Annotated in this window: 19 protein-coding genes and 2 pseudogenes; 14 read left to right on the forward strand and 7 right to left on the reverse strand. The window is 41.3% G+C overall.

The window, feature by feature from the left end; genetic code table 11:
- Nucleotides 1–140: 140 nt before the first annotated feature.
- The 5 genes and pseudogenes from F0226_RS02175 (at nt 141) to F0226_RS02190 (ending at nt 5,271) form a co-directional block, all read left to right on the forward strand.
- Nucleotides 141–1,565: a DUF1254 domain-containing protein gene (locus tag F0226_RS02175; RefSeq protein WP_171734086.1), complete on the forward strand. Its 1,425-nt coding sequence runs from the start codon at nt 141–143 to the stop codon at nt 1,563–1,565.
- Between the two features lie 168 nt (nt 1,566–1,733).
- Nucleotides 1,734–1,990 (forward strand): annotated as a pseudogene (locus F0226_RS22480) (hemolysin D); the annotation flags it as partial.
- Between the two features lie 72 nt (nt 1,991–2,062).
- Nucleotides 2,063–3,268, forward strand: coding sequence for an outer membrane protein transport protein (locus F0226_RS02180; RefSeq protein ID WP_171734087.1), 1,206 nt, complete (start codon nt 2,063–2,065; stop codon nt 3,266–3,268).
- A gap of 139 nt (nt 3,269–3,407) precedes the next feature.
- Nucleotides 3,408–4,331: a LysR family transcriptional regulator gene (locus tag F0226_RS02185; protein ID WP_171734088.1), complete on the forward strand. Its 924-nt coding sequence runs from the start codon at nt 3,408–3,410 to the stop codon at nt 4,329–4,331.
- Nucleotides 4,332–4,377: 46 nt separating this feature from the next.
- Entirely contained in the window at nt 4,378–5,271 is an 894-nt protein-coding gene (locus F0226_RS02190; protein ID WP_171734089.1) for a LysR family transcriptional regulator, read from the forward strand.
- 90 nt (nt 5,272–5,361) lie between these two features.
- Here F0226_RS02190 and F0226_RS02195 read toward each other — a convergent pair whose 3' ends face one another.
- Nucleotides 5,362–6,213 carry a hypothetical protein gene (locus tag F0226_RS02195; RefSeq protein ID WP_171734090.1) on the reverse strand — a complete coding sequence of 284 codons (852 nt, stop codon included), beginning with the start codon at nt 6,211–6,213 and terminating at the stop codon, nt 5,362–5,364.
- A 553-nt stretch (nt 6,214–6,766) separates the two neighbouring features.
- Here F0226_RS02195 and F0226_RS02200 point away from each other — a divergent pair.
- The 5 genes and pseudogenes from F0226_RS02200 to cas6f all read left to right on the forward strand — a co-directional run bounded on the left by F0226_RS02200 (nt 6,767) and on the right by cas6f (nt 11,519).
- Nucleotides 6,767–7,951 (forward strand): TniQ family protein, encoded by a 1,185-nt coding sequence (locus F0226_RS02200; protein ID WP_171734091.1) that lies wholly within the window; start codon nt 6,767–6,769, stop codon nt 7,949–7,951.
- A complete protein-coding gene (locus F0226_RS22485) occupies nt 7,952–8,464 on the forward strand; it encodes a hypothetical protein (RefSeq protein WP_253820728.1) in 513 nt (170 codons plus the stop codon). It abuts the gene before it with no gap.
- Between the two features lie 27 nt (nt 8,465–8,491).
- Nucleotides 8,492–9,874 (forward strand): type I-F CRISPR-associated protein Csy2, encoded by a 1,383-nt coding sequence (locus F0226_RS02205; protein ID WP_253820729.1) that lies wholly within the window; start codon nt 8,492–8,494, stop codon nt 9,872–9,874.
- A pseudogene (csy3, locus tag F0226_RS02210) lies at nt 9,858–10,917 on the forward strand (type I-F CRISPR-associated protein Csy3). The gene F0226_RS02205 and the pseudogene csy3 overlap by 17 nt, the downstream one beginning before the upstream one ends.
- Before the next feature lie 2 nt (nt 10,918–10,919).
- Nucleotides 10,920–11,519 (forward strand): type I-F CRISPR-associated endoribonuclease Cas6/Csy4, encoded by a 600-nt coding sequence (gene cas6f, locus F0226_RS02215; protein ID WP_171734092.1) that lies wholly within the window; start codon nt 10,920–10,922, stop codon nt 11,517–11,519.
- Nucleotides 11,520–11,918: 399 nt separating this feature from the next.
- On the opposite strand, the gene F0226_RS02220 is transcribed toward cas6f, so the two are convergent.
- Nucleotides 11,919–12,125 (reverse strand): helix-turn-helix transcriptional regulator, encoded by a 207-nt coding sequence (locus F0226_RS02220; RefSeq protein WP_171734093.1) that lies wholly within the window; start codon nt 12,123–12,125, stop codon nt 11,919–11,921.
- A gap of 94 nt (nt 12,126–12,219) precedes the next feature.
- On the opposite strand from F0226_RS02220, the gene F0226_RS02225 reads away from it, so the two are divergent.
- Both F0226_RS02225 and F0226_RS02230 read left to right on the forward strand, forming a co-directional pair.
- Nucleotides 12,220–12,768, forward strand: coding sequence for a hypothetical protein (locus F0226_RS02225; protein WP_171734094.1), 549 nt, complete (start codon nt 12,220–12,222; stop codon nt 12,766–12,768).
- Nucleotides 12,762–14,156 carry a DEAD/DEAH box helicase family protein gene (locus F0226_RS02230; RefSeq protein WP_171734095.1) on the forward strand — a complete coding sequence of 465 codons (1,395 nt, stop codon included), beginning with the start codon at nt 12,762–12,764 and terminating at the stop codon, nt 14,154–14,156. The genes F0226_RS02225 and F0226_RS02230 overlap by 7 nt, the downstream gene beginning before the upstream one ends.
- Before the next feature lie 315 nt (nt 14,157–14,471).
- Here F0226_RS02230 and F0226_RS02235 read toward each other — a convergent pair whose 3' ends face one another.
- The 3 genes from F0226_RS02235 to F0226_RS02245 form a co-directional block, all read right to left on the reverse strand.
- A complete protein-coding gene (locus F0226_RS02235; protein ID WP_171734302.1) occupies nt 14,472–15,323 on the reverse strand; it encodes an SDR family NAD(P)-dependent oxidoreductase in 852 nt (283 codons plus the stop codon).
- Between the two features lie 178 nt (nt 15,324–15,501).
- Nucleotides 15,502–16,434, reverse strand: coding sequence for an SDR family NAD(P)-dependent oxidoreductase (locus F0226_RS02240; protein WP_171734096.1), 933 nt, complete (start codon nt 16,432–16,434; stop codon nt 15,502–15,504).
- Nucleotides 16,435–16,505: 71 nt separating this feature from the next.
- A complete protein-coding gene (locus F0226_RS02245) occupies nt 16,506–17,210 on the reverse strand; it encodes a fibrobacter succinogenes major paralogous domain-containing protein (protein ID WP_253820731.1) in 705 nt (234 codons plus the stop codon).
- Between the two features lie 259 nt (nt 17,211–17,469).
- Here F0226_RS02245 and F0226_RS02250 point away from each other — a divergent pair, with 259 nt between their 5' ends.
- Complete coding sequence (locus F0226_RS02250) at nt 17,470–18,642, forward strand: alpha/beta fold hydrolase (protein WP_171734097.1); 1,173 nt, start codon at nt 17,470–17,472, stop codon at nt 18,640–18,642.
- A gap of 31 nt (nt 18,643–18,673) precedes the next feature.
- Entirely contained in the window at nt 18,674–19,591 is a 918-nt protein-coding gene (locus tag F0226_RS02255) for a helix-turn-helix transcriptional regulator (protein WP_253820732.1), read from the forward strand.
- A 458-nt stretch (nt 19,592–20,049) separates the two neighbouring features.
- Here the strand turns inward: F0226_RS02255 and F0226_RS02260 are convergent, their stop codons facing one another.
- Both F0226_RS02260 and F0226_RS22490 read right to left on the reverse strand, forming a co-directional pair.
- Complete coding sequence (locus F0226_RS02260) at nt 20,050–21,030, reverse strand: TniB family NTP-binding protein (RefSeq protein ID WP_171734098.1); 981 nt, start codon at nt 21,028–21,030, stop codon at nt 20,050–20,052.
- Between the two features lie 22 nt (nt 21,031–21,052).
- Nucleotides 21,053–21,742 (reverse strand): Mu transposase C-terminal domain-containing protein, encoded by a 690-nt coding sequence (locus F0226_RS22490; protein WP_253820733.1) that lies wholly within the window; start codon nt 21,740–21,742, stop codon nt 21,053–21,055.
- Nucleotides 21,743–21,797: the final 55 nt, after the last annotated feature.

A 21,797-nucleotide genomic window follows, 5' to 3' on the forward strand; every position in this document is an offset into this window, starting at 1 on the left:
TACACAATTCAAATTACAGGCTCTTGTTATTCGATTTTCGACTAACTCAAAGTCGATTCTTATTCTATTAATGTTCAGCCAAAGAACTAAACTAATCCCGTCCCAATTATTAACCATAAACGATTCCTCGGAGATGAACTATGTTAAAGAAGAATAAATTGGCTCTGGCCTTAACGTTGACTCTTTCGTTAGGTACTGCTTCATTAGCCGCTTCTCCTGCAATCGCTGGCACAAATGCACAAGTATTTTCAACTGAACTGACTCAAGTTCAGGCACAGCAAATCATTTCAGAAGCTTATGTGTATGCCTACCCAATCGTTCTTATGGATGTGACTCGCGAACAACAAGGTAATCGAGGCATTCCGGTAAATGGTGGTATTCAGCACTTCCGTGCTTATCCAGACGCTTCATTTACAGAGGTTGTTCGTCCAAACTTTGATACTCTTTACTCGATCGCTTGGTACGATGTTTCTGAAGAACCGGTAATTATCACATCTGAAAAGACTGATGGCCATTACCACCTTATGCCAATGTACGACATGTGGACAGACATCTATGCAGCACCTGGATCACGTACATCAGGTTCTGATGCTGTAGCGTTTGCAGTCGTTTCTGAAGATTGGAAAGGTGAATTACCAGAGGGTATAACACGCATTGTTTCACCAACAACAATGAACTGGATGATTGCTCGTACTGAAAGTGACGGTCGAGACTATGAACAAGTAAACAAGATTCAAGATGGTTTTAAGATCACACCATTGTCTAAATGGGGTACCGATTACGTAGCGGCTAAATCACCAATTAATCCTGCTATCGATATGGTGACTTCACCACTTCAACAAGTGGCAAATATGGATGCGAAAACATTCTTCGAGCGTGCGAGCAAACTTATCACTAAGTATGGCGCGCACAAAACAGATATGTCTCAATTAATGCGTATGGAACGAATTGGTTTCTCTGCTGACACTGGTTGGGATCTTGAAAAACTATCAGAAGCTGAGTTAACAGTTCTTGAGCAAGGTGCCTTACAAGGGAAAAAAGATATCAAGTCTTATATTCCGAAAATCGAAACGCCAAAAAATGGTTGGATCATCCCAACTGACACTATGGGTGTTTATGGTAACCATTACATCAAACGTGCGGCAATTGCACTGATTGGTCTTGGTGCTAACCATGCTGAAGATGCTATTTACCCACTAGCGCTTGCTGATGCAGATGGCGATGCATTGAATGCTAAGCAAAATTACGAATTGCACTTTGCAGCGGATGAAATCCCACCAGTAGGCGCGTTCTGGTCGGTAACAATGTACGACGAAGCTGGTTTTGCTGTACAGAACGAACTTAATCGATTCGCTATCGGTGACCGTAACGAACTAGACTTCAACGAAGATGGTTCACTAACGCTGTACCTACAACACAGCCGCCCTGCTGACAGTGAAATTTCTAACTGGCTACCCGCTCCTAAAGATGGTGTTATTGGTGTAACGATGCGTCTTTATGAACCAAAGCAACCGGCGCTTCTAAGTGAATGGGTTCCACCTGCAATTCGTAAAGAAAACAAATAGTTAACGTCAAAATTGATGAGTCGGCATATTTTTGTCGACTCATTGCATTTAAAATAATGGTGACATTTTGAATATTAAAAATGTAACGATTGCCGGAGCTGGGCTTCTTGGCTCGCAGGTTGCTTGGCAAACTGCATTTAGCGGTTTTGAAGTCACTGTTTCAAAGCAGGCACTGATGAAGCCTCTGTTTCACCGATTCAAGGCCCCAGAGTGTTAGGCAGCATGTCGGTTCTAATACCAGTACCCATGGGCGAACAATCGTACTCGAAATATTTGAACCAGAAGGGAAAGTCATCCCTATTGGAGCGACGAGCTCAGCATGGATCGCGCCGAGTAAACCCCACCCTTTACTTGGCTTTATTGACGTTATTGGAGCAGCAACAGTTCGTCTTCATTTCTATAAATCGTATCTAAACGCTCTGTAATCAACCCCATTTTAAGCGCTGATATCTTTCGATACAGCGCTAAGTCACACCCCAATTTTGAGAAATTAATCCATGAGATATACATATTTAACTGCGCTTATTTCGGCGTTACTTTCCACGCATGCCCATTCTGCCGCCTATGTATTTCCTGAACTGGGCATGATGAGTGTCAGTACAGCAGGCGCAGGCGCACAAGCTATCGCCGAAGGTGCTGAAACGGCTTTTGCTAACCCAGCAAGCATGACCAGAATTGAGCAAAGCACGATTGCATTTAACCTTGAAGGAGTCATTTCAGACATCAACTACACCGATACCGGCTCTACGGGGGCTTTTTCTGGTGGAGAACACTATAGCGAAGCCGGAACGACTATGCCTGCGGGTTCTTTTTATTGGGTAACGCCAGCTAATGATGCGGTTTATTTTGGTCTAGCCATTGCCGCTGCTGGTGGTTCAGCGCTTGATTACGGGAATAACTTTTCGGGCGCCCAACTCGTCACAGACACGTCGTTAATGACCGTACAGATTAACCCGAGTCTTGCTTTCAAAATCGATGAAAAGCTCTCTGTGGGTGTTGGCTTGATCAGTGAGTTTGGCAAAATCGAACAGAACATGACCTCTCGTAACAACGAGCGTAAGTTAACAGGCAGTGGAGAGAGTGTAGAATTTGGTTATACCTTGAGTGCTTTTTATGAGGTTAATAAAGCTCATCGATTTGGTGCTTTTTATCGCTCTGAAATCAATCATGATATGGATGGTGATTTCAAAGGTGATAACCTACTTAAGCCGGCATCTTTTAACATCGTCATGCCTAACATTATCAGTATTAGTGGTTATCACTCTCTGTCTCCTAATACCGCCGCCCTATGGAGTGCAAGTTGGAGCGATTTTAGCAAAATTAAAGAGACAACCATCACTTTACCTAACACCAGTGCCGCGATTAATCGACAGTGGGAAGACACTTACTCTTTGAGCCTTGGTATGCACTATAACCTTGAGTCTCAATGGCGTTTAGAAACGGGGGTTACCTATGAGAGCTCGCCACAAGATGATCCAACTCTACAGGCACCTGATGTCCCGACCGGCGAAGTTTGGAAACTTGGCGTTGGAGCCAGTAAAGACATAACCACAAATTTACGCATGCAGTTATACTACGAGTACTATTACGGCGGTAACTCAGACATCATTTATTCACTTGATGGACCTGAAAATAGCCAATTAAAAGGTGAATACGATGCCGCTATTCACTACTTGGGTGTACTGTTTAATTACAAAACTTAACCTAAGGAATTGACCATACTCTAAGTCAACAGCCCCTAGTTAGAGTCGCAGATAAAAGTTAACGAATGAATGCCAATGTGGGCCAACTTAACCCACATTGGTATTATACTCACTAACATATTATTTTTCGTAGGTCTTTATGAATCTAAATAGATTAGAGCAATTGGAAATACATCATCTAAAAGTTTTTATCTCGTTGTATCAAATACGAAATACCAGTAAAACCGCCGAACGCTTAGGGCTGAGTCAATCTGCCATTAGCCGTACATTGAAAAAGCTTAGGGACACCTTAGACGACCCTTTGTTCACTAAGACAAAATCTGGATTAGCACCAACAGAGTATGCTGCTCACCTTTACTCTCGAATGCCCAGTGCACTTGAGTCTCTATTATTGACGTTCCAACCTCAAGAATCCTTTAATCCTAGTCATTTAACTGAAGAGTTACGTATTGCCCTTCACCCTTCCGCGCTTGAACTTATTGGTACCGAGCTCTATACCGAAATCAAATCTGAAGCCCCTAACGTAAAAATCCGCCTCGACAATTGCGATTCAGGTACGATGAACGGCCTGCTTAATGGCAATATTCACATGTCATTGAATCATGAAATCCTCGATCAACCCAAAGAGATACACAGCAAGCAACTGTTTGTTGACGAGCTTTGCGTGTATGGACGAAAAGAGCACCCATTAGCAAACGGAGTTCACATGCCACAAGAACTCGATGAATTCGATCTTGCTGTCTGTATAGGGACTGAAGTTGAAAATGGGATGAAGATTAAATCGCAAGCTGAAATGATAACGGAGAGAGAATATATTATCGATCTACGATGTGGCGATTTGCAAACGGCGGTGAATATCGTATCAACCTCAGACACGATATTAGTCGGTTCAAAAATGTATCTTGCCCGCTATCCTGATTTGCTTCAAAGAATAGACATGAACTTTTCAAAAACGATTGAAGTCCCTTTTTCTATTTCTGTACTACAAAAAAACCGCAATCATAGCCTGCATGTTTGGCTAAAAAAAATGGTCGAAGAACTGATCGCTGGAAAAATAACATGAACTTCATTCACGATTAAGTAGAGTTTCGAAACGGTAGAACCACACTATGATTGATTTAAACTTACTCAAAACATTCTCTGCGATATATAAAACGGGAAGTGTTCGAGGTGCGTCTGAAATAATGCACATTACTTCATCAGCGGTAAGTCATGCGCTCAGCAAATTACGAAATGAGTATAACAATCCCCTTTTCGTCAGAGAGGGAAGAGGGTTAAAGCCAACAACATACGCCGTGGAACTCTACAAAGAAATATCACCACACCTCACAGCTCTTGAAGGCACCAAAAAGATATTTGAAACATTTCACCCGGAGACAAGTGATAGAACCTTTTTTATCGCAGGGGATTCTGATCTCGATCTCTGGTATTTTCAAAAATTGTTAAAAATCTCAAAGCTCGCTGCTCCTAATGTGAATATCGTCAAGTTTAGAAGTGAAAATCGCGAAGAAAATTTTAACAACGCATTAAGTATGCGAAAGGCCGATGTACTTATTTCATTCGTCAATCCTGAAAATCGCTCTTTTGTTGTTGAACAAGTCGCGGCAGATAAAATGGTGGCAATCGCAAACAAGAGCCATTCAAGAATCAATGGGCAGCTGACGCTTGAAGCATTCCTCAACGAAGAACATGTTGGTTGGAGTCGACCAGATATTGATAGAAATACATTTGAGGGGCTTATTCAGGATAAAGTACCTAATGTGAACGTGACATACAGTTCAACAGCTGCAATGAATCTGATTTTTATGGTTTCTGAAAGTGACTGGCTCAGTGTTATTCCTGAGTACTTGTATGATAAAACCAAAAAACTAGATTTGGTTCAACGTTTTAATTTGCCGTTTAATTGTGATGATCTCCCGCTCTATTTAATCAATCACAACGCAACCCAAAGAGATATGGGGGTCCAATGGTTAAAGGGAGTGATCAGAGAGTCATTTGCGTAGAGCTTTCAATGTTCACGGTAAAAAAGCGAATAACAATGAAGCGGTTTCACTTACATGATATTGACATGTAAGTGAAACTTATCACAGTTATTAGAAACGGAAATCAAAGCCTATGGTTCCCGTGGTCTCTTCAGATTTGAATATTGAGTTGTTAATTGCAGTATAGCCAGTCGGTTCAATTTCAATCACATCGTATTTGATTTCAAAGTAGATGTTTAGAATGTTGTCACCCAGTTTTGTCTTTATACCTTGCAGCCACATCAAATTAGCAACATTCATTTCAACACCATCAAACGAAGACCCAAGGTTGGCGTTGATTACAGTGTAGTGGTTAGCGTTCCATGGCTTTAAAGCATAGAGGTTCACAGACCCCATTTGAGCAGAGTCGTCATTGCCGATCACTTGCTCAATCAACGCTGCACTTGCTCCTCCAAGCCCTTCAAGTGTGCCACAGGCATTCACAACAGAGGAATTTGCAAAATTACATGCTTCATTAGCCACTTTCGCTAAACCATCGGTATCGAAATCTACGTAAGTATAATTGATTGATGGGAAGAGCATTAAATTGTCTCCAGCATCCAAAGGAAGCATGTAGCCAGCCGAATAGAAGTCCATCGCATCACTAATATGATTATAGTCTATGTAAACGCCACCAAATCGCTCATCAAAGTGAGCTGAGCGAAGTCGAGCATTTTCTGAATCCGTGTAGTATTCAATCAAAATATTTGTTTGTGTTTGATAATCAGTATCAAAAAGGTTTGAACCGCCACCACCAACAGCCAGTTTTATCTCGCCTTCATCTGAAGCGCCTATACCACCTCGCCAACTTGTGTTTCGTGGATCAGCATCGTGAAACTCTTCTTCTGCCATTACTGTTAATGGTGTGCTCGCTAGAAGAACTCCACAGGTTAAGAGTGTTAGTGATTTTTTATATTGATTCATAATGACACCTCAAGAGTATTTGTGATTTTTATTCAAGCGTCTTCGTTTGACACTTAACTTGATGAGTCGATTATTGCTCTTTGATTTAATTGAAAAAAGTTACTTAGATTTCAGGTTGAAGTGAATTACATTCACTAGTTGTTTTCTTCTTTATATGCTTGATAAAATCTTAAACTAAATGTCGCCTTAGCAACTGTTAGCCTTTTCCCTCCTGAACAAGTACTTCACAAAGCCCGAATGAAAGAAGTACTGCATCTTTTTATATTCGATCTTAACAAATTAAAACCACTGAAAATGGTTATTTTTCAGTGGGAGATTTATCATTAGTTTTATCAATGCTAAATGTAATACGGGAATATTGACGAGCTGCACCTCTAGCAAAGTTTGGGGCATTTCTGAGCTAGCCACGGCAACTAACTCACAACATAATCACACTACGATCTCTATTAGCTAGTGGTGAGAGGCTATCCACATATTTGAAATAGAATCGTTTTCTAATAGTTCAGTAGACTAAATTAATACTATGGGTATTTTGGGAGCCTGTAGTTTAATTATGTTTCTTCAGCGGCCAACACCAAACAAAGATGAATCACTAGAAAGCTTCTTCATTCGAGTCGCTAATAAAAATGGCTATGAAGATGTGAACCGTTTTCTTATGGCCACGAAACGTTACCTTCAAGATATCGACTTCTCAGGGTTCCAGACCTTCCCTACTAACATCTGCAAGATGAACCCTGTGTCAGCCAAAAACAGCTCTGGCTCTCGAACCGCGGCCTTGCACAAGCTTTCTCAAATGACCTATAATGAACCTGCTGACTTAACAAGCTTGGCCATCAATCGAACTCATTTAAAATACTCCCCTGCCACATGTGCGTTAATTCGTGGTTCAGAAGTTATCCCGCGTTCTTTACTTCGCAAAGAGTCAATACCATGTTGTCCACAGTGCCTAACTGAACATGGTTATGCGTCGTATTTGTGGCACTTTGAAGGCTACGATTACTGCCATATTCATCATCTACCGCTCACTAGAACTTGCAACTGCGGTGCCGATTATGACTATCGTGTACCGGGACTGAATGGATTATGTAAAGAGTGCGATGCTCCACTAAGCGGTAATGCTTACGAAGTAGATAAGGGGATTCCCTCAAGAGTATCGAACTGGCTTGCAGGTAACCAATGTGAAGGTCTTCCTGATTTACCAAAAAGTTACCGGTGGGGATTGATTCATTGGTGGAACAAAACGAACGACGACATGTTCAGCCCTTCTTCATTTTTTGACTTCTACTCTAATTGGCCTCACACATTCCACTCCATGATTGAGAAAGAGATCGAATTCAATCTCGAACACGCCGTTGTTAGTCGACATGAGTTAAGGCTGAAAGATCTTCTTGGGCGGTTATTCTTCAGTTCCGTCAGACTTCCAGAGCGTAACCTTCGCTACAATATCATCCTCAGTGAGCTTCTAAGCTACATTGACCAAAACCTATGGCTTAATGATGGGTTACTTGCAAACCTTAGAATGAATGCGCTAGAGGCGGCAATATTTATGAATTGTACCGTAGATGAAGTTGCCTCTATGGTTGGGCAACGAATTTTGATGCCAAACCGTAGAATCAAACCGAATACACCTATTGAAGTCACGGAACACCTGTTTCATCTAGGTGATATTTATTGCCTTTGGTTAGCCGAATTTCAAACTGATGAATTTAACCGCTCTTTCTATGTATCGAGGTGGTAAATGAAGAGTCTGAAAGAGTTACTACAATCCAGACCCGATGATTTGAACGTAGAATTAAAGCGAGCATTCCGCCCTCTTACTCCACATATCAATATCGATGGAAAGGAGCTAGACGCTCTCACCATTTTGGTTAACTTAACAGATAAAACCGCCGACCAAAAAGACCTACTTGATAGGGTTAAATGCAAGCAAAAGCTTAGAGATGAAAAATGGTGGGCTCGCTGTCTAAAAACGGTTGAGTATAGACAAAGCCACAACCTAAAATTTCCAGACATACGCTCTGAAGGTGTTATTCGCGCGACTCCTTTGGGGCTGCTACCTGAATTTTTACTCTCATCTTCCAAATTAGAATCACACAACTGGGCGTACAGCCATGATTCCAGCTATGTTAACAAAAGCGCTTTATTAACCAATGAATTTCGTTGGAATGGTGTGGTTTCATGCCTTGGTGATTTGCTTAAAGATGTAGAACACCCGTTGTGGCAAAAACTCAATAAGCTTGGCTGCTACTAAAAAACACGTAAGGCTATCGCTAAAAAATTGGTTCAGATTGCTCAAAAAACGATTAAGGTCAGTCTCGCTCCAAATTACTTAACTCAACTATCTTTGCCTGATAGCGACAACACTTATATTTCACTCTCGCCAGTAGCTTCTCAATCGATGCAAAGTCACTGCTATCAAGCGCTAGAAAATGAGTATCGCTATACAGCGTTAACCCGTTACAGCCGGGGTACTAACATGGGAGTCTTACCCATGACATGTGGTGGTGCTTTAAAGATGTTGAAAGCTGTCCCTAACTTTTCCCTTGCACCTCATTATCAGATAAACATTGGAAAATCTTGGTTAACCTCAAGTCATATTCAATCGTTAAAACAGTACCAAACGCATACTCGATATTTAATGCCAGAAAACAAGCGAATCGCTTACCGGAGAACAGTCGAAAACGAGATACACGAGATGGTTAAGGCTTGGTTGGCAACACAAGACAACACCATGGATGTGAATACTCTTGTTCAACATTTAAACGATGATCTATCCCGCTTCAAATCAGCTAAGTGTTTCGCATACGAGCCGAGCATTACTAAACTCCTGCTTGGGCTCATCAAGCGTGAACTAACCGAACCTACAACCGTTTCAACTAATATTTACCGCAGTGAAGAAAAGGATTCATTTTTCGCTATTCCAAATATAAGAGTTTGTGGAGCAAGCGCGTTGAGTTCACCTATCACGGTCGGTCTTCCATCACTCACTGCTTTCTTGGGGTTTACTCACGCGTTTGAACGTAACTTAAATGAGTCTTTTCCTACGCTCGCAATTGATTCGTATGCCATCTGTGTCCATCAACTACACGTTGAAAAACGCGGTTTAACAAAAGAATATGTACAAAAGGCAAACCACACCATATCGCCACCCGCTACACACGATGACTGGCAGTGTGATTTGGTCTTTAGTTTGGTGATTAAGTTTGATCGTAGCTTGAACGTTGATGAAAATACTATTGTTCGAGCTCTGCCGAAACGGTTTGCCAGAGGTTCCGCTAAAATAGCCATTGCAGATTTCAAATACATCCGGTCATTTTCAACGTTAGAAAAGACGATTCAATCCTTTCCTCAGAAAACCGGCAAATGGCTATCGATGCATACTGAACCTATCAAAAACATGAGTGATATTTTATCGGAAGTTAAAGAGAACCGAAAATTAACCCCAAGCTGTGTTGGGTATCATTTTCTTGAAGAGCCGACCGACAAACCTAACTCTCTTCGAGGTTATAAACATGCTTTTTCTGAGTGCATCATTGGTCTGATTGAGCCAGTCACTTTTGATCAAAACACCGACATAAATACTATTTTGTGGCATCACAAGTGCTATCAAAACTACCTTTCTGTGCAGCCAAGGAGTACCTATCATGGAACTACCGACTAACCTAGCCTATGAACGTTCTATTGATCCTTCTGATGTGTGCTTTCTAGTTGTGTGGCCAGATGGGCGAAAGACCCCCTTAACCTACACTTCTCGTACTGTACTAGGACAAATGGAAACCGCAGCCTTAGCTTATGAGCCGTCGGGGCGGACCAAAGAGAGTGCAACCGCTGAAAAACTGGCTCAAGGTAACCCACATCAAGTCGATTTTTGTCATGCTCCTTTCGGTGCGAGCCACATTGAATGCTACTTTTCGGTCTCTTTTTCTTCTGAGCTACGCAAACCTTACAAGTGTAATTCGTCTACGGTTAAACGCACACTAATGCAGCTCATCAAAGTGTATGAAGAAAATATTGGTTGGAATGAATTGGTTTCTCGATATCTAGTCAATATGCAATGGTTCATGGCTGTGGAAAAATACTAAAAAAGCCTATTGCTGGGATGTAGAGTTAACCCCTTGGCCCTGGGCGGGAGCTGCTGTCACATTTCAAGACATAAGGGCTAACTACCAAGAAAGAAATGACTTTGAGAACCATAAAGATTGGGAAGCTATTGCTCAAATGACCAAAAATGCTTTTTCTCACTCTAATGGTTTGGCCATATTTGAAGTGAAAGCCACCTTGCGGTTACCGACTAATAGAGAGATTTTCCCGAGCCAAGCATTCACCGAAAATGAAAGTAACAACACTAATAAATCTAAGAAACAAAGCAAGGGACGAATTTTTCAATGCACAACGGTTGACGGTGAACGGAGCCCAATATTGGGTATTTATAAAACTGGTGCCGCCATTGCGACCATAGACGACTGGTACCCCGATGCAACTGAGGCACTACGCGTCGGTCGGTTTGGGGTTCATAAAGAAGATGTCACTTGCTACCGTCACCCTTCTACGCAAAAAGATTTCTTTTCTATACTTCAGCAAACAGAGTCTTATATTGAAGCACTCACGTCTTCAGATAAACCAAATCAAGAGACCATAAACGACCTGCACTTTTTGGTCGCAAACATCATCAAGGGTGGAATGTTCCAACATAAGGGGGATTAAGTATGAAGTGGTACTACAAAACTGTCACTTTTCTGCCAGCGCGTTGTAACAATGAATCATTAGCCGCTAAGTGCCTTCAGATTCTTCATGGCTTTAACTATGAGTATGAAACAAGAAATATTGGGGTTTCATTTCCTCTTTGGAGTGACGATACCATCGGAAATAAAATTTCTTTTGTGAGCACAAATAAAATCGAACTCGATTTGCTACTCAAACAGCACTACTTCACCCAAATGAAAGTTCTGCACTATTTTGATATATCAAATACAAAGGTTGTCCCTGACGGCTGCGAGTATGTTTCATTTAAGCGTTGCCAGTCGATAGACAAAGCAACACCTGCTGGACAAGCTAGAAAAGCGAAAAGATTAAAAAAACGTGCGGAAGAAAGAGGTAAAGAGTTTGACTTATCCTCGTTCAAACAACACGAAGTTGTTGCACTCGATCATTACCACTCGCTTGAGGAAGATAGTAAAAGTCGTGGCGGTAGTTTTCGACTCAATATAAGAATATTCAAAGAAGCTAGCTTAGACGGAGATGCACTATTTAGCAGTTATGGTCTTGCGAATACTGAAAACACATCTCAACCCATACCGATTATTTAACCCTTTTTTTACAGCAATGGCGTAACGTATTGAAATAGCTTGATTTTTATCTAGCATCTAAAAATAGGGGCAAAATACCTTTTATGAATTAACTATCTGATAAAACTGTACTATTCTTTATTTAGCTACAGTGTACTGCCGAATAGGTAGCTGATAAGTGGTATCAGAATTAGTAGTGATGAGTTGTCACGTGTACTGCCGAATAGGTAGCCTTCTAACAAAGAATCAACACTGTAGTTTTAATCACAAGCAGCCAAATGGCTGTTTGTATTACCCACAAAAGAGGACTATAATCCTCATTACTACTGAAACAGTAGCTGATAATAAACGAACCACATTTATTCGAGTTCAAGATCAATATACTGCTGAATAAGTAGATATCTTAGGGCGACGCTGATTTTAAGGTAATAGCTCTCTCACATCACACTCAAGCACTTGTGCTAGCTGATAGGCTTTTTCGAGTGTGATGTTCACTTCCCCTCTCTCGATTCTACCAACATAGCTTCGATCAATATCAGCTAACAGAGCCAACTTGTCTTGTGAAATAGATTTATCTCTACGCACACCACGTAGATTAGCACCAAACATCTTTGCTAAGTCTTTCATTTTATTTAACTCTTAAAATGAAAGACTATCTACTCTTGATGCAAATATTACCACGGACTATAATCCGCATAAATTTCAAAAACGGCTAGAAATAATGCGCAGACAGCAACGAATAAATAGCGATATTTATCAATCAATTTCACGAACAGACGTAACTCAATTTACAGTCGTTGAAGTAAGAAATTCGATTCTAGAAATCTCTGACATGTACGGTAACAAAAACACGGCGAGACTATTCGTCGCTAGGCAAATTCAAGTACTAGAAAACGCTGGCTTTATAAAATCAGAGCTCATTGGTCACAAAAAGCATTATTCGAAAACAGAAAAGTTCGTTCTATCCAATTTTAAGCTCATTCAAAAAAAGAAGCGAACTAAGACAACCCCCAGCAGTAAGGATAAGCAACAGAAGCCAATTTCAATTGATCTTGAGAATGAAAAAACAGGCATTGAAGCCGAGCTCGCTATCACATTGGCTGAGGTTGATGAGTACAAAATACTTATGATGCGGTCGAGAGAATTAAAAAAGTTACTAAAGCCATCCTATTCTGTCACCACTCAAAAAGCAGCAGTGTTAATGGCGAAACTTAACGTATGGTCTAATGCAATAGAGCTAATAAAACACAGTAGGTCAGCTGCATGCTAAGAGCGTGGCAACAGCAATGTATCGATTCAGCATTCGATGGTTTTACTAACCAGAAGCATCACTTTCTCGCTCAAGCGACACCTGGCGCGGGAAAAACCTTTATGGCAGCCAACTTAGCCAAAAGAATGTTCGATAATCAGATGATTGATTTTGTCATCTGTTTCTCGCCATCTAAAACTATATCTAAAAGTATTGCCGCGTGTTTTTCCGCCGAACTAAATTGCCCTTTTGATGGGAAACTCGGCACATTAGGTAGCTCCATTACTTATCAGTCACTTAGGTACCTTGGGGAACATTTTTGGGAAACACTTTCAAAATACCGTGTACTTTGTATTTTCGATGAAATACATCACTGTGCAGGAGATAATGAAACTAACACCAACTCCTGGGGGCGCCATATCCTTTGTGAGGTACAGAAAGCATCAACTTACACCCTCGCACTTACAGGGACGCCCTGGCGCTCAAATTTAACACCTGTCGCACTCTCGTCATATACAGATCCAGAGGGTGAGATTATTTGTGACTATCAATATTCATTAGCTCAAGCAGTCAAAGATGGTGTGTGCCGCAGGCCAACCATTGCTCTTGTGGACTGCGAACATTCAACAATTAAAGCTAACAATCATGTTGAATCATTTAATTCACTGTATAAGTTAGTTACTGATGGTGATATCAATTACTCAGCGATACTGCACAATGACTCTGCGCTAATCCACATTTTAGAAACGGCAGTATCTCGCCTAAAACAAATCCGTACTGAATCTCCTTCTGCTGGAGGTTTAATTGTTGCGTCTTCAATCAGTCATGCGAAAAAAATTGCATCATTGCTTGAAACCACATTCAACCAAACAACTACGACCGTTACGTACAAAGAGGATGGTTCGCATGCTCGTATTGAACACTTCAAATCGAGAAATACCGAATGGATTATTAGTGTAGGGATGGTAAGCGAAGGAACCGATATTCCAAGGCTTCAGGTATGCTGTCATCTTAGCAACATAAAAACTGAACTCTATTTCCGACAGATACTAGGCCGTATTTTACGCACTACTTCATCAAGGAACCAAGAGGCCTGGTTGTACACCTTTGCCGCCCCAAAACTGATTCAGTTTGCCGAAGAAATTGAACACGACATTCCTAACAGTTGCTTGTTTCTTAAAGAGGAATCAGAAACATTGGGCACGCATACAAATTTGAATGGTCTCAGTTCAGAGTCACCTGTCGCCGTTCAAACTGGCAATCAAATATCAATAAATTTCAGTGACGATACAAACGCTACCCCACCATTCAACAGTAACAGCACTCCGACCAACGAGGAACTATCGTTAAAAGACTTCAACCAGAGAGTCATTGAAGCCTTTCACTATGACCGCCAATCGAATGTGTAGTCTCGATAAAACGCTCACGGAAAGCGGCAAGATGGCGATTCTCTGACACGGTTATGCCCCTTTACGTTTTAGAATAACTATTCTGCAAGGCATTCACTTTGGGGTCTGACTTACTTTTTCTTATCGTAAAACCTCTAGCTATGAGGCCAAATTTGATAATCCACTACACCTCGCCAAAACGGGGGAGGGGTCAGAGTTTTTTGACTCTGACCCCAAGGCTTACATCGGTGACTGGACAAGTTTCCGTGCTAGAAGAAGGCGTCTCTTCCAACTCGATTGAAGCTCGAATAACTAACTCATAAAAGTTTGGTCGATTCATAGCTTGGGGTAATGAAAACTTGCCATTTTCCCACTTAACAACCATAAACACTTCGCTGCTTCCATATCCTCCCCTACTGGTTTGAGTTGTACTTGTTTGCAATCAACAAAATATTTGCCAGTAATGTTTGCGACTTCATTGCTTTCAGAAAGGTAATTTGACGTTGCAGCGCCTTGCTCTGGTGTTTTGAACAATATAGGGAAGTGTTTAATCAAAAAAGACGCAATTGTAAGTACCCAGCCTTTGTCTTCTGCACCCAATGTCGTGCTCACTGCCCCTGGATGCAATACGTTGCAAGTTACACCGTGCGGCTTTAATCGCTCAGCAAGCTCTTTGGTAAAAAGAATATTGGCTAGTTTAGAGTACGCATATCCTTTTAGGGGATCGAAGTTTTTAGTGGCTGGTAAGTCATCAAAATTAATTCCTTTCACACTGGCATAAATCATAGCGGAAACATTAATAATACGTGACCCTTCGTTCAGCAGCGGCAACAGCAAGCCGGTCAAATGGTTAACAGCAAATAATTCTTCATAACCATCCGCTGTTTCGCGGTAAACTGAGCTAGCTAAACCGGCATTATTTTGTAATACGTCAATTTTGTCATCCCAACTCAAAATCTCTTCAGCAGCACGACGAACCGACGCCAAACAGGCAAAATCTGCTAAAACAAATCTATGATCATCGCGACCAGAGGCTGCCTTGAGTGCTGCCAAGGTGTTTTCAATTTTTTGCTGGTTACGCGCCACAATAGTTATTCTCGCGCCTGACTTTGCCAACGATATGGCGGAAGCTTGCCCAATACCAGCGGTCGCACCAGTGATAACTACATGTTTTACTTGAAGTTTAATTTTTCACTTTCTCGTATTTTAAATCTAACTTTTCGAAACCAACCTTTTGAATATATGGCCCGTCTCACCTCTATTGCTTAGTGAACTGCACTAAATATTGTGTAGCGAAGCGAAACAGCCAACTGGTTTTGTACCTTCGGTGTATGTGTCATGGGTAACACCAAAGAGAGCAACAGTACTAATCTGTTAGAAATTGATTGATGACAGTGTTAGCGTTGTTTTGTGCTGATTGGCTACCTATAATTTCAGGCCAGTGGTCTACCTGATTCGCCAGTGCACCAGTCAACCCTTTCTTACTTCCCCACCAAGCACCTGTCTCAAATTCATCGCTGTTAAGTAGCACATCAACGTAACGTTTAGCACCGACATCTACAGAGTGCGCCTTTCCTATCTTCTGCATTACCCACATTGCGGAATCCATGACCCATCTTTGATGCCAAGGGAGGGATGCCGTTCCAGAAGTGCCACGCGCCATACCAGGATCAACCGTGATAAATCTTTTGTCTAAATGCTCGCGTGCCATACTCATTGTCCATAGTGCGCCCATGAGTTTCACTGAGCCATAAATATCCGTATAGTTTTTGTTTTCAGCAAATTTTTCACCATTAATCACGCTCGTCCACTCTTCAATTGACCCCTGTTCAATAGGAGGGCGGCTTGCACCCACTTCTGGTGCTCCCCTTGCAGCAAAGCTTGCGACATACATAACTGCGCCACCAGTGGAGAGTTTATTGTTTTTAATCAAGTGATTAGTAAATCCCACATGTCCTAACACATTGATCGCAAAGATAAACATTACCCCATCTTTAGTCAGTTGAGTTGGCGTTGTTCCTCCTCCACCTCCGGCGTTTAAAATAATTGCATCTACTGGTGCATCAAGGTTGTCGGCAGCTTGACGACATGATTCAACGTCGCCAACATCAACAAGTAAAATCTCAAAAATATCCTTACCTGTTGAATCTTCTAATTGGCGGAGCGCCTCTTCAGCACGTTTTTTATCACGGCATGCCAATACGATTCTCGAAATGCCGTCTTTTTCAGCGAATTGTCGTGCTGCTTCAAACCCAAGTCCCGAGTTTGCACCTGTAATTAAAACTGATGAATAGCTCATAGTGTTTACCATTATCAAAAAGTGTAAAGGTGGCGCAAGGCCATGAATTAATCGTTACAACGTTCTAAAAATCAGTCTTCAATTTTTACGCAACGAACAGAAAACATATAATCCTTGGTGCTTGTAGCTCGTCGGATCTCACCTTTATGCGCATTCCACCAAGAATAAGCAAGAGTTCGAATAATGGCCTTTTTATTAGTCGAAGCGGTTGCGGTCCAAAACTCAGTGTAGGCACCTTGAGTGATGTAAAATCCATTCCACTTCACTCCAGCAGGGCGAGCAAAAAAGCGATGTTTATTTACGATTGATGGTTCAAATTTCTTAAACAAGCCATCGCTTTGGGACTCTTTGAGTTGAGCGCCAAGGTTTTGCTCACCTCCGCGCCAGCCATTTTGGTCAATTTCTTCTTCAGGCATGCCTATATTGCGCTCTAACTGTTTCCAATCATCATCGGTTGCTACACGCCAACCCACAGGGCAGAGTTTTCGCTCATCAGAAACATCATGCCAATCGTATAGCCTGCCATACTTCAATAAGTTATCTGGTTTATCTTCAGGGATTCCCCCTGTCCTTACAGCAGAGCCGTCTTGAAATGCAGTACTTCTAAGCCCCTCAGCTAACCAGGTCTGATTGCCTACTGTAACGGTACGGTAGATATTCCCTTCGACATCTTGAACCGTCTCTTCAAGTTGGTATAACTCTTTATTAACGTCGTTAGCTAATGAAGCTGTTGCAGAAATCATGCAGACCCCTATGGATAATATGTATTTTTTCATTAATGAGTCCCTCAGTATCAACCTTATACTTCAAGCTGCTGTAAAGATGGGATCAGTTTAATTGGTCGGTCTTAGATAAACTTATACATTTCTATAATTGTTAAACTGGATGTGTAAGTTCAATTTAATCAATGGCTTATTTGGTTTTGCTCTATTTCAAATCTCATTATTTTTTGAGATATGAATAAGTTTTTCTTGGCTGTTTTACTTAGAATTCCTTTAAGCGTAGTAGACAAGACCAGCAGAGGAATCTCTAGCATTGAAAGCCATAAAATCTTCATTGACGTTATTATTATCGACCTTAATCATGATTATCAGCGGCTGTGCCAGCAACGGTATATCTCGTGTGGCAATGTATGAATCAGAGCAGTACTACAATTATTTACAACCTACTTTTGACCAATATGTGGAAACGACAACAGAATGGTTACGGGAGAATCGAGCTTTTATCACTGAACATGACCAGCACGAAATAGAGTTAGCGATGAATGCACCTTACAGTAAGGGAGATCCAAGCTCAGAAAAAGCGATCTTACTCGCACATGGTCTTGGCGACTCACCTTTTAGTTTTAGTGATATTTCAGACTCTCTTGCTGAGCAGGGTTTTTATGTGCAGGTTGTACTTTTGCCTGGTCACGGCAGTAACCCTAAACATATGAAAATGGTGAACTATCAAGATTGGCAAATAATGATTGATCACTATGCCCAGCAGCTAAAACAGCAATACGATGAAGTTTGGCTAGGAGGCTTTTCGACGGGCGGTAACTTGGTTTCTATTCATGCATTAGATAATCAGGGTGTGGATGGCTTAATGTTATTTTCACCAGGTTTTCAAACCAGGACGCCAGTACTAGAAAAATTAACGCCGTTAGTAGCAATCTTTACTGAAGGTTGGTTTACAGAAGAGAGCAACCTTGCCAAATATAACTCTGGGCTTCTAGTTAGTGCATTAGCCTATTCAGAAAGTGCTAAGGTGTTTCGCAATAAAATCGCAGATCAAAAACTAGACATTCCCGTTATGTTAGTTGTTTCAGAGGCTGATAGCGTGATTGATGCGAATGCTCTAAATAAATACTTTGGCCAACATTTTACGCATACCAAAAGTAGGTTGGTGTGGTACGGGGAGAGCACAGAATTTAAACTTCCTGGCAAAGTAGAACGCTACTCAATGCAAAGAGACGATCTTAGAATAAGTACTGCCTCTCATATGAGCCCTTTATTTGCCCCTGATAATAGCTACTATGGACAGGGTGGAGACAAAATAATCTGTGAAAACAGCTTGAGCTCTTCTGATGTCGAGGCATGCAATCAGGGTGAGAAAACTTGGTTTTCAGCATGGGGTTACACTGAAGTCGATCGCATTCATGCTCGACTTACTTGGAACCCGTATTATGCCGAATTGGACAAAACGATGAAAGCTATCGCCCTATAGGCCAATTAGATAAATTATTTGAGAGCAGAAAATGACCAATACACTGCACATAAATTCTATTTCGGACCTACATACTGCGTTAGGGTTGGGTGCTCCAACTCACCCACTAGTGAGTTTTTTCAAACCATCTCAAGTTAAGCAGGCAGTTAAGGAAGACGTCAAAATCTGTTTTGACCTCTTTCTCATTTCTTTGAAGGATTCTGCTCATTGCAAGGTTGGATATGGTCACACGACCTATGATTTTGATGAAGGAACGATGACCTTTATCGCTCCCGGTCAAGAATTGATGATTGAAGCAACGGAGCCATTGGAAGATTCGTTGGGGTGGACCATTGCTTTTCACCCTCAACTGATAGCAAGGAGCGACCTTAGTCACAAGATGTCTGATTATTCTTTCTTCGAGTATCAGACAAATGAGGGTTTACATCTTTCAGAGCGTGAGCGTTTGATGGTTACTGATATCGCTTCTAGCGTTGGAAATGAGACTGAAATGAATATGGACAAACATACTCAATCGTTGATCTGCTCAAGCATTGAGTTGTTGCTGAAGTATTGTGCTCGATTTTATGATCGTCAATTTATTGTACGATCTGATTTAAACCACGATTACATGGGACGTTTTAATCAGTTCTTAAACTCATATTACCAAAGCGACAAGCCTTTTGAAGAGGGCATACCTACGGTTCAATACTGTGGTAAAGAGATTGGTTTATCGCCTTACTACTTAAGTGATCTACTGAAGAAAGAGACAGGAAAAAATGCCTTAGAGCATATTCATCTGTTTTTAATAGAGCGAGCAAAGCGTCAGATTTCACAAACGAATGACAGCATTACTCAGATAGCCTATGAGCTGGGTTTTGAATACCCACAACACTTTTCAAAGCTTTTTAAAGCAAAAACAGGAGTAAGCCCTCGGCAGTTTCGAAATGATCCAACGTCAACACACTAGTGATGTTTAGGTTGGCGTTAAGAAGATACTCAAATCATCCTTTGGTTATTACTGGGAAGGACGTGAATGGAAGATAAAATACTTCTACAGGTGGTTGGTTTTTTCGTTTTACTCTTAGGGGCTATTCTGAGCTATAACCCTGAGCTCGTGAGCAGTAAACCCATTCCTGTAATGGTCTACCTGTTTATTTAGAACTTTCTGAAAGACAGCGACATGATATCACTCATGCTGAAAGTCTTGTCGCCTGATATGTGGGGGCAGTGTGAAATTTAATTGATACCCATACATTTACTAATCCCACTACCCAGTCTTAGACCTTTTGCTCTAACGCATTTATGTCCAGAACCTTCACAGGCTGAATTTTAGCGTGGATGTGACCCAGTACGCGTTCTGATCCGGTAATGACACAACCAAGCATGCACATGTTTGATTATTTGAGCTATGGCAAGAATGAAGCCTTAAATAGCATCCTTGAGTGAGACGTCTTTTTCTTGTTGGTTCAAATAGTTTTTCCACCCTACGTCTATTGGGGGGTGTTTGATTTTCAGGGCATTTATCGGTTCGATAAATGGATTCTTCTTAGCGCATGCCGCTTTACTCACTTTAGGAGCTGCTTCGGCGAAGTGTTCAAGTAAAATCTTAGTTGCACCCTCGCGCAATGCTATTCGAGTCGCTCTATTGATAAGTTTTCTTATACGACGTAGGTTTCCGTTAGAGAATACGTATGTACGCTTCATCATATCACGGGATGTCAGATCACATGATTCCTGAAAAGGGAGTGCATCATCAACTAAAGATAGAAACGTTTTATAACGAGAGCGATTTGGCTTGCTATTTAGCCGGAAAGGTTCGAGTTTATGCTGAAGTTCGAAGCGCCCTGCTAATTGATTATTCGCCTCTAGAATCACGACGGAGTAAGGCATACCAAAGAGTACGACCGGAATCTTTGAACGAACGATGAGCATTTTTAACCAGTCTGCGACGCTGTGAAGTACTTGTTTATTTTTCCTGTCGATCATGTGTTGAAATTCATCAATAATGATTAATTCAACGCCACATGATTTCATTAGATCGCCCATTTCTTTCGCAACCTTTACTGGATCACTACCTCTAGAGAAGGCAAAGGGATCACCAAGATCAGATAGTAATTGCTCAGAAGCCGTAATTGGGGTCGCATTGGGAGGAAGAGAGGTAGATAGAATCGGGATAACGGAGCCATCATTAGTTTCGGAACGTGGGTTACTCTTTAAATATATGTCGATAATAGTTGTTTTCCCTGACCCAGTATCACCGACGACAATCATACAATCTGGCTCATAAACGCCATCACTAAACTCTCTGCAATCAGAAATATCGTTAAGGATGTCAGTAATTTGGGGGTTTTTAACGAAAATTCGCTTGACTTGGTCAATTATCTTTGTTTTTTCAATACTATCCATGCAGTTCAAATCTTAAAGTTGATTAGTCCACTGACCAGCCTGAGGTATCAATTTCGATATCCCAATCTAAGTCACCATCGTCGATCTCTAATGCTCTGCTTGAATCAGTTCTTTGTTTTGTTGATTCTGATTTAGCTCTCTCGGCATGCTCTTTCACTCTTTGCGCCTTAAAGGTCGTTCTGATACCTAATGAATTTTTATTTTTAGTGTGCTTTGCTTTATCTGTTGCTTCATCAATAATATCGAGGATTTTACGCCATGCTTTAACAACATCTCTGTGGTTGTAGTTCTTGCGAATATGTCGTCTGGCGAAGTTACAACATGTTTTGTGTAACCATTCGGAAACTGAATAAGCGTAGTCGGCGTCGACAGCTTCAACTGCAAAAAATTCTTCATTATCTTCGTCAAGAACATAGACTTTACCAAAGCAACTAGGGTCATATTTTATCCGTACTTGAAAACTCTTATTCTCAATGGTGTGCTGCCCCCAATAACGAGCTAAACGTTTACTCGAGTACCTTATTGTAGCGCCAAGCCTGATCCCATTTTTATCTAGAGCAACTTGATGGTTTTTCCCTAGATTGAACTTTAACAGCTCTCTGGTACCTTTGAATGGACGAGGTGGGAGCGATGATCTGACTGCTTCGACCCAGCTTAAGTTCGGAATATTATTTTCTAGCCTATTCTTGCCATTTTGATAAACGTCAACCAACCAGATATGTACCATTTCTTGAAGTAAAACACGGTCAATGACCGCATTTTTAAGC

Source organism: Vibrio sp. 99-70-13A1, assembly GCF_013114625.1.
Classification (GTDB): domain Bacteria; phylum Pseudomonadota; class Gammaproteobacteria; order Enterobacterales; family Vibrionaceae; genus Vibrio.

Coding starts and splice junctions, on each gene's coding strand:
- F0226_RS02225 (WP_171734094.1), top strand. CDS start 12,220: ATGCGCAGACAGCAACGAATAAATAGCGATATTTATCAATCAATTTCA.
- F0226_RS02195 (WP_171734090.1), bottom strand. CDS start 6,213: ATGAATCAATATAAAAAATCACTAACACTCTTAACCTGTGGAGTTCTT.
- F0226_RS02240 (WP_171734096.1), bottom strand. CDS start 16,434: ATGAGCTATTCATCAGTTTTAATTACAGGTGCAAACTCGGGACTTGGG.
- F0226_RS02175 (WP_171734086.1), top strand. CDS start 141: ATGTTAAAGAAGAATAAATTGGCTCTGGCCTTAACGTTGACTCTTTCG.
- F0226_RS02230 (WP_171734095.1), top strand. CDS start 12,762: ATGCTAAGAGCGTGGCAACAGCAATGTATCGATTCAGCATTCGATGGT.
- F0226_RS02260 (WP_171734098.1), bottom strand. CDS start 21,030: ATGGATAGTATTGAAAAAACAAAGATAATTGACCAAGTCAAGCGAATT.
- F0226_RS02200 (WP_171734091.1), top strand. CDS start 6,767: ATGTTTCTTCAGCGGCCAACACCAAACAAAGATGAATCACTAGAAAGC.
- F0226_RS02185 (WP_171734088.1), top strand. CDS start 3,408: ATGAATCTAAATAGATTAGAGCAATTGGAAATACATCATCTAAAAGTT.
- F0226_RS02255 (WP_253820732.1), top strand. CDS start 18,674: ATGACCAATACACTGCACATAAATTCTATTTCGGACCTACATACTGCG.
- F0226_RS02245 (WP_253820731.1), bottom strand. CDS start 17,210: ATGAAAAAATACATATTATCCATAGGGGTCTGCATGATTTCTGCAACA.
- F0226_RS02180 (WP_171734087.1), top strand. CDS start 2,063: ATGAGATATACATATTTAACTGCGCTTATTTCGGCGTTACTTTCCACG.
- cas6f (WP_171734092.1), top strand. CDS start 10,920: ATGAAGTGGTACTACAAAACTGTCACTTTTCTGCCAGCGCGTTGTAAC.
- F0226_RS22485 (WP_253820728.1), top strand. CDS start 7,952: ATGAAGAGTCTGAAAGAGTTACTACAATCCAGACCCGATGATTTGAAC.
- F0226_RS02190 (WP_171734089.1), top strand. CDS start 4,378: ATGATTGATTTAAACTTACTCAAAACATTCTCTGCGATATATAAAACG.
- F0226_RS02220 (WP_171734093.1), bottom strand. CDS start 12,125: ATGAAAGACTTAGCAAAGATGTTTGGTGCTAATCTACGTGGTGTGCGT.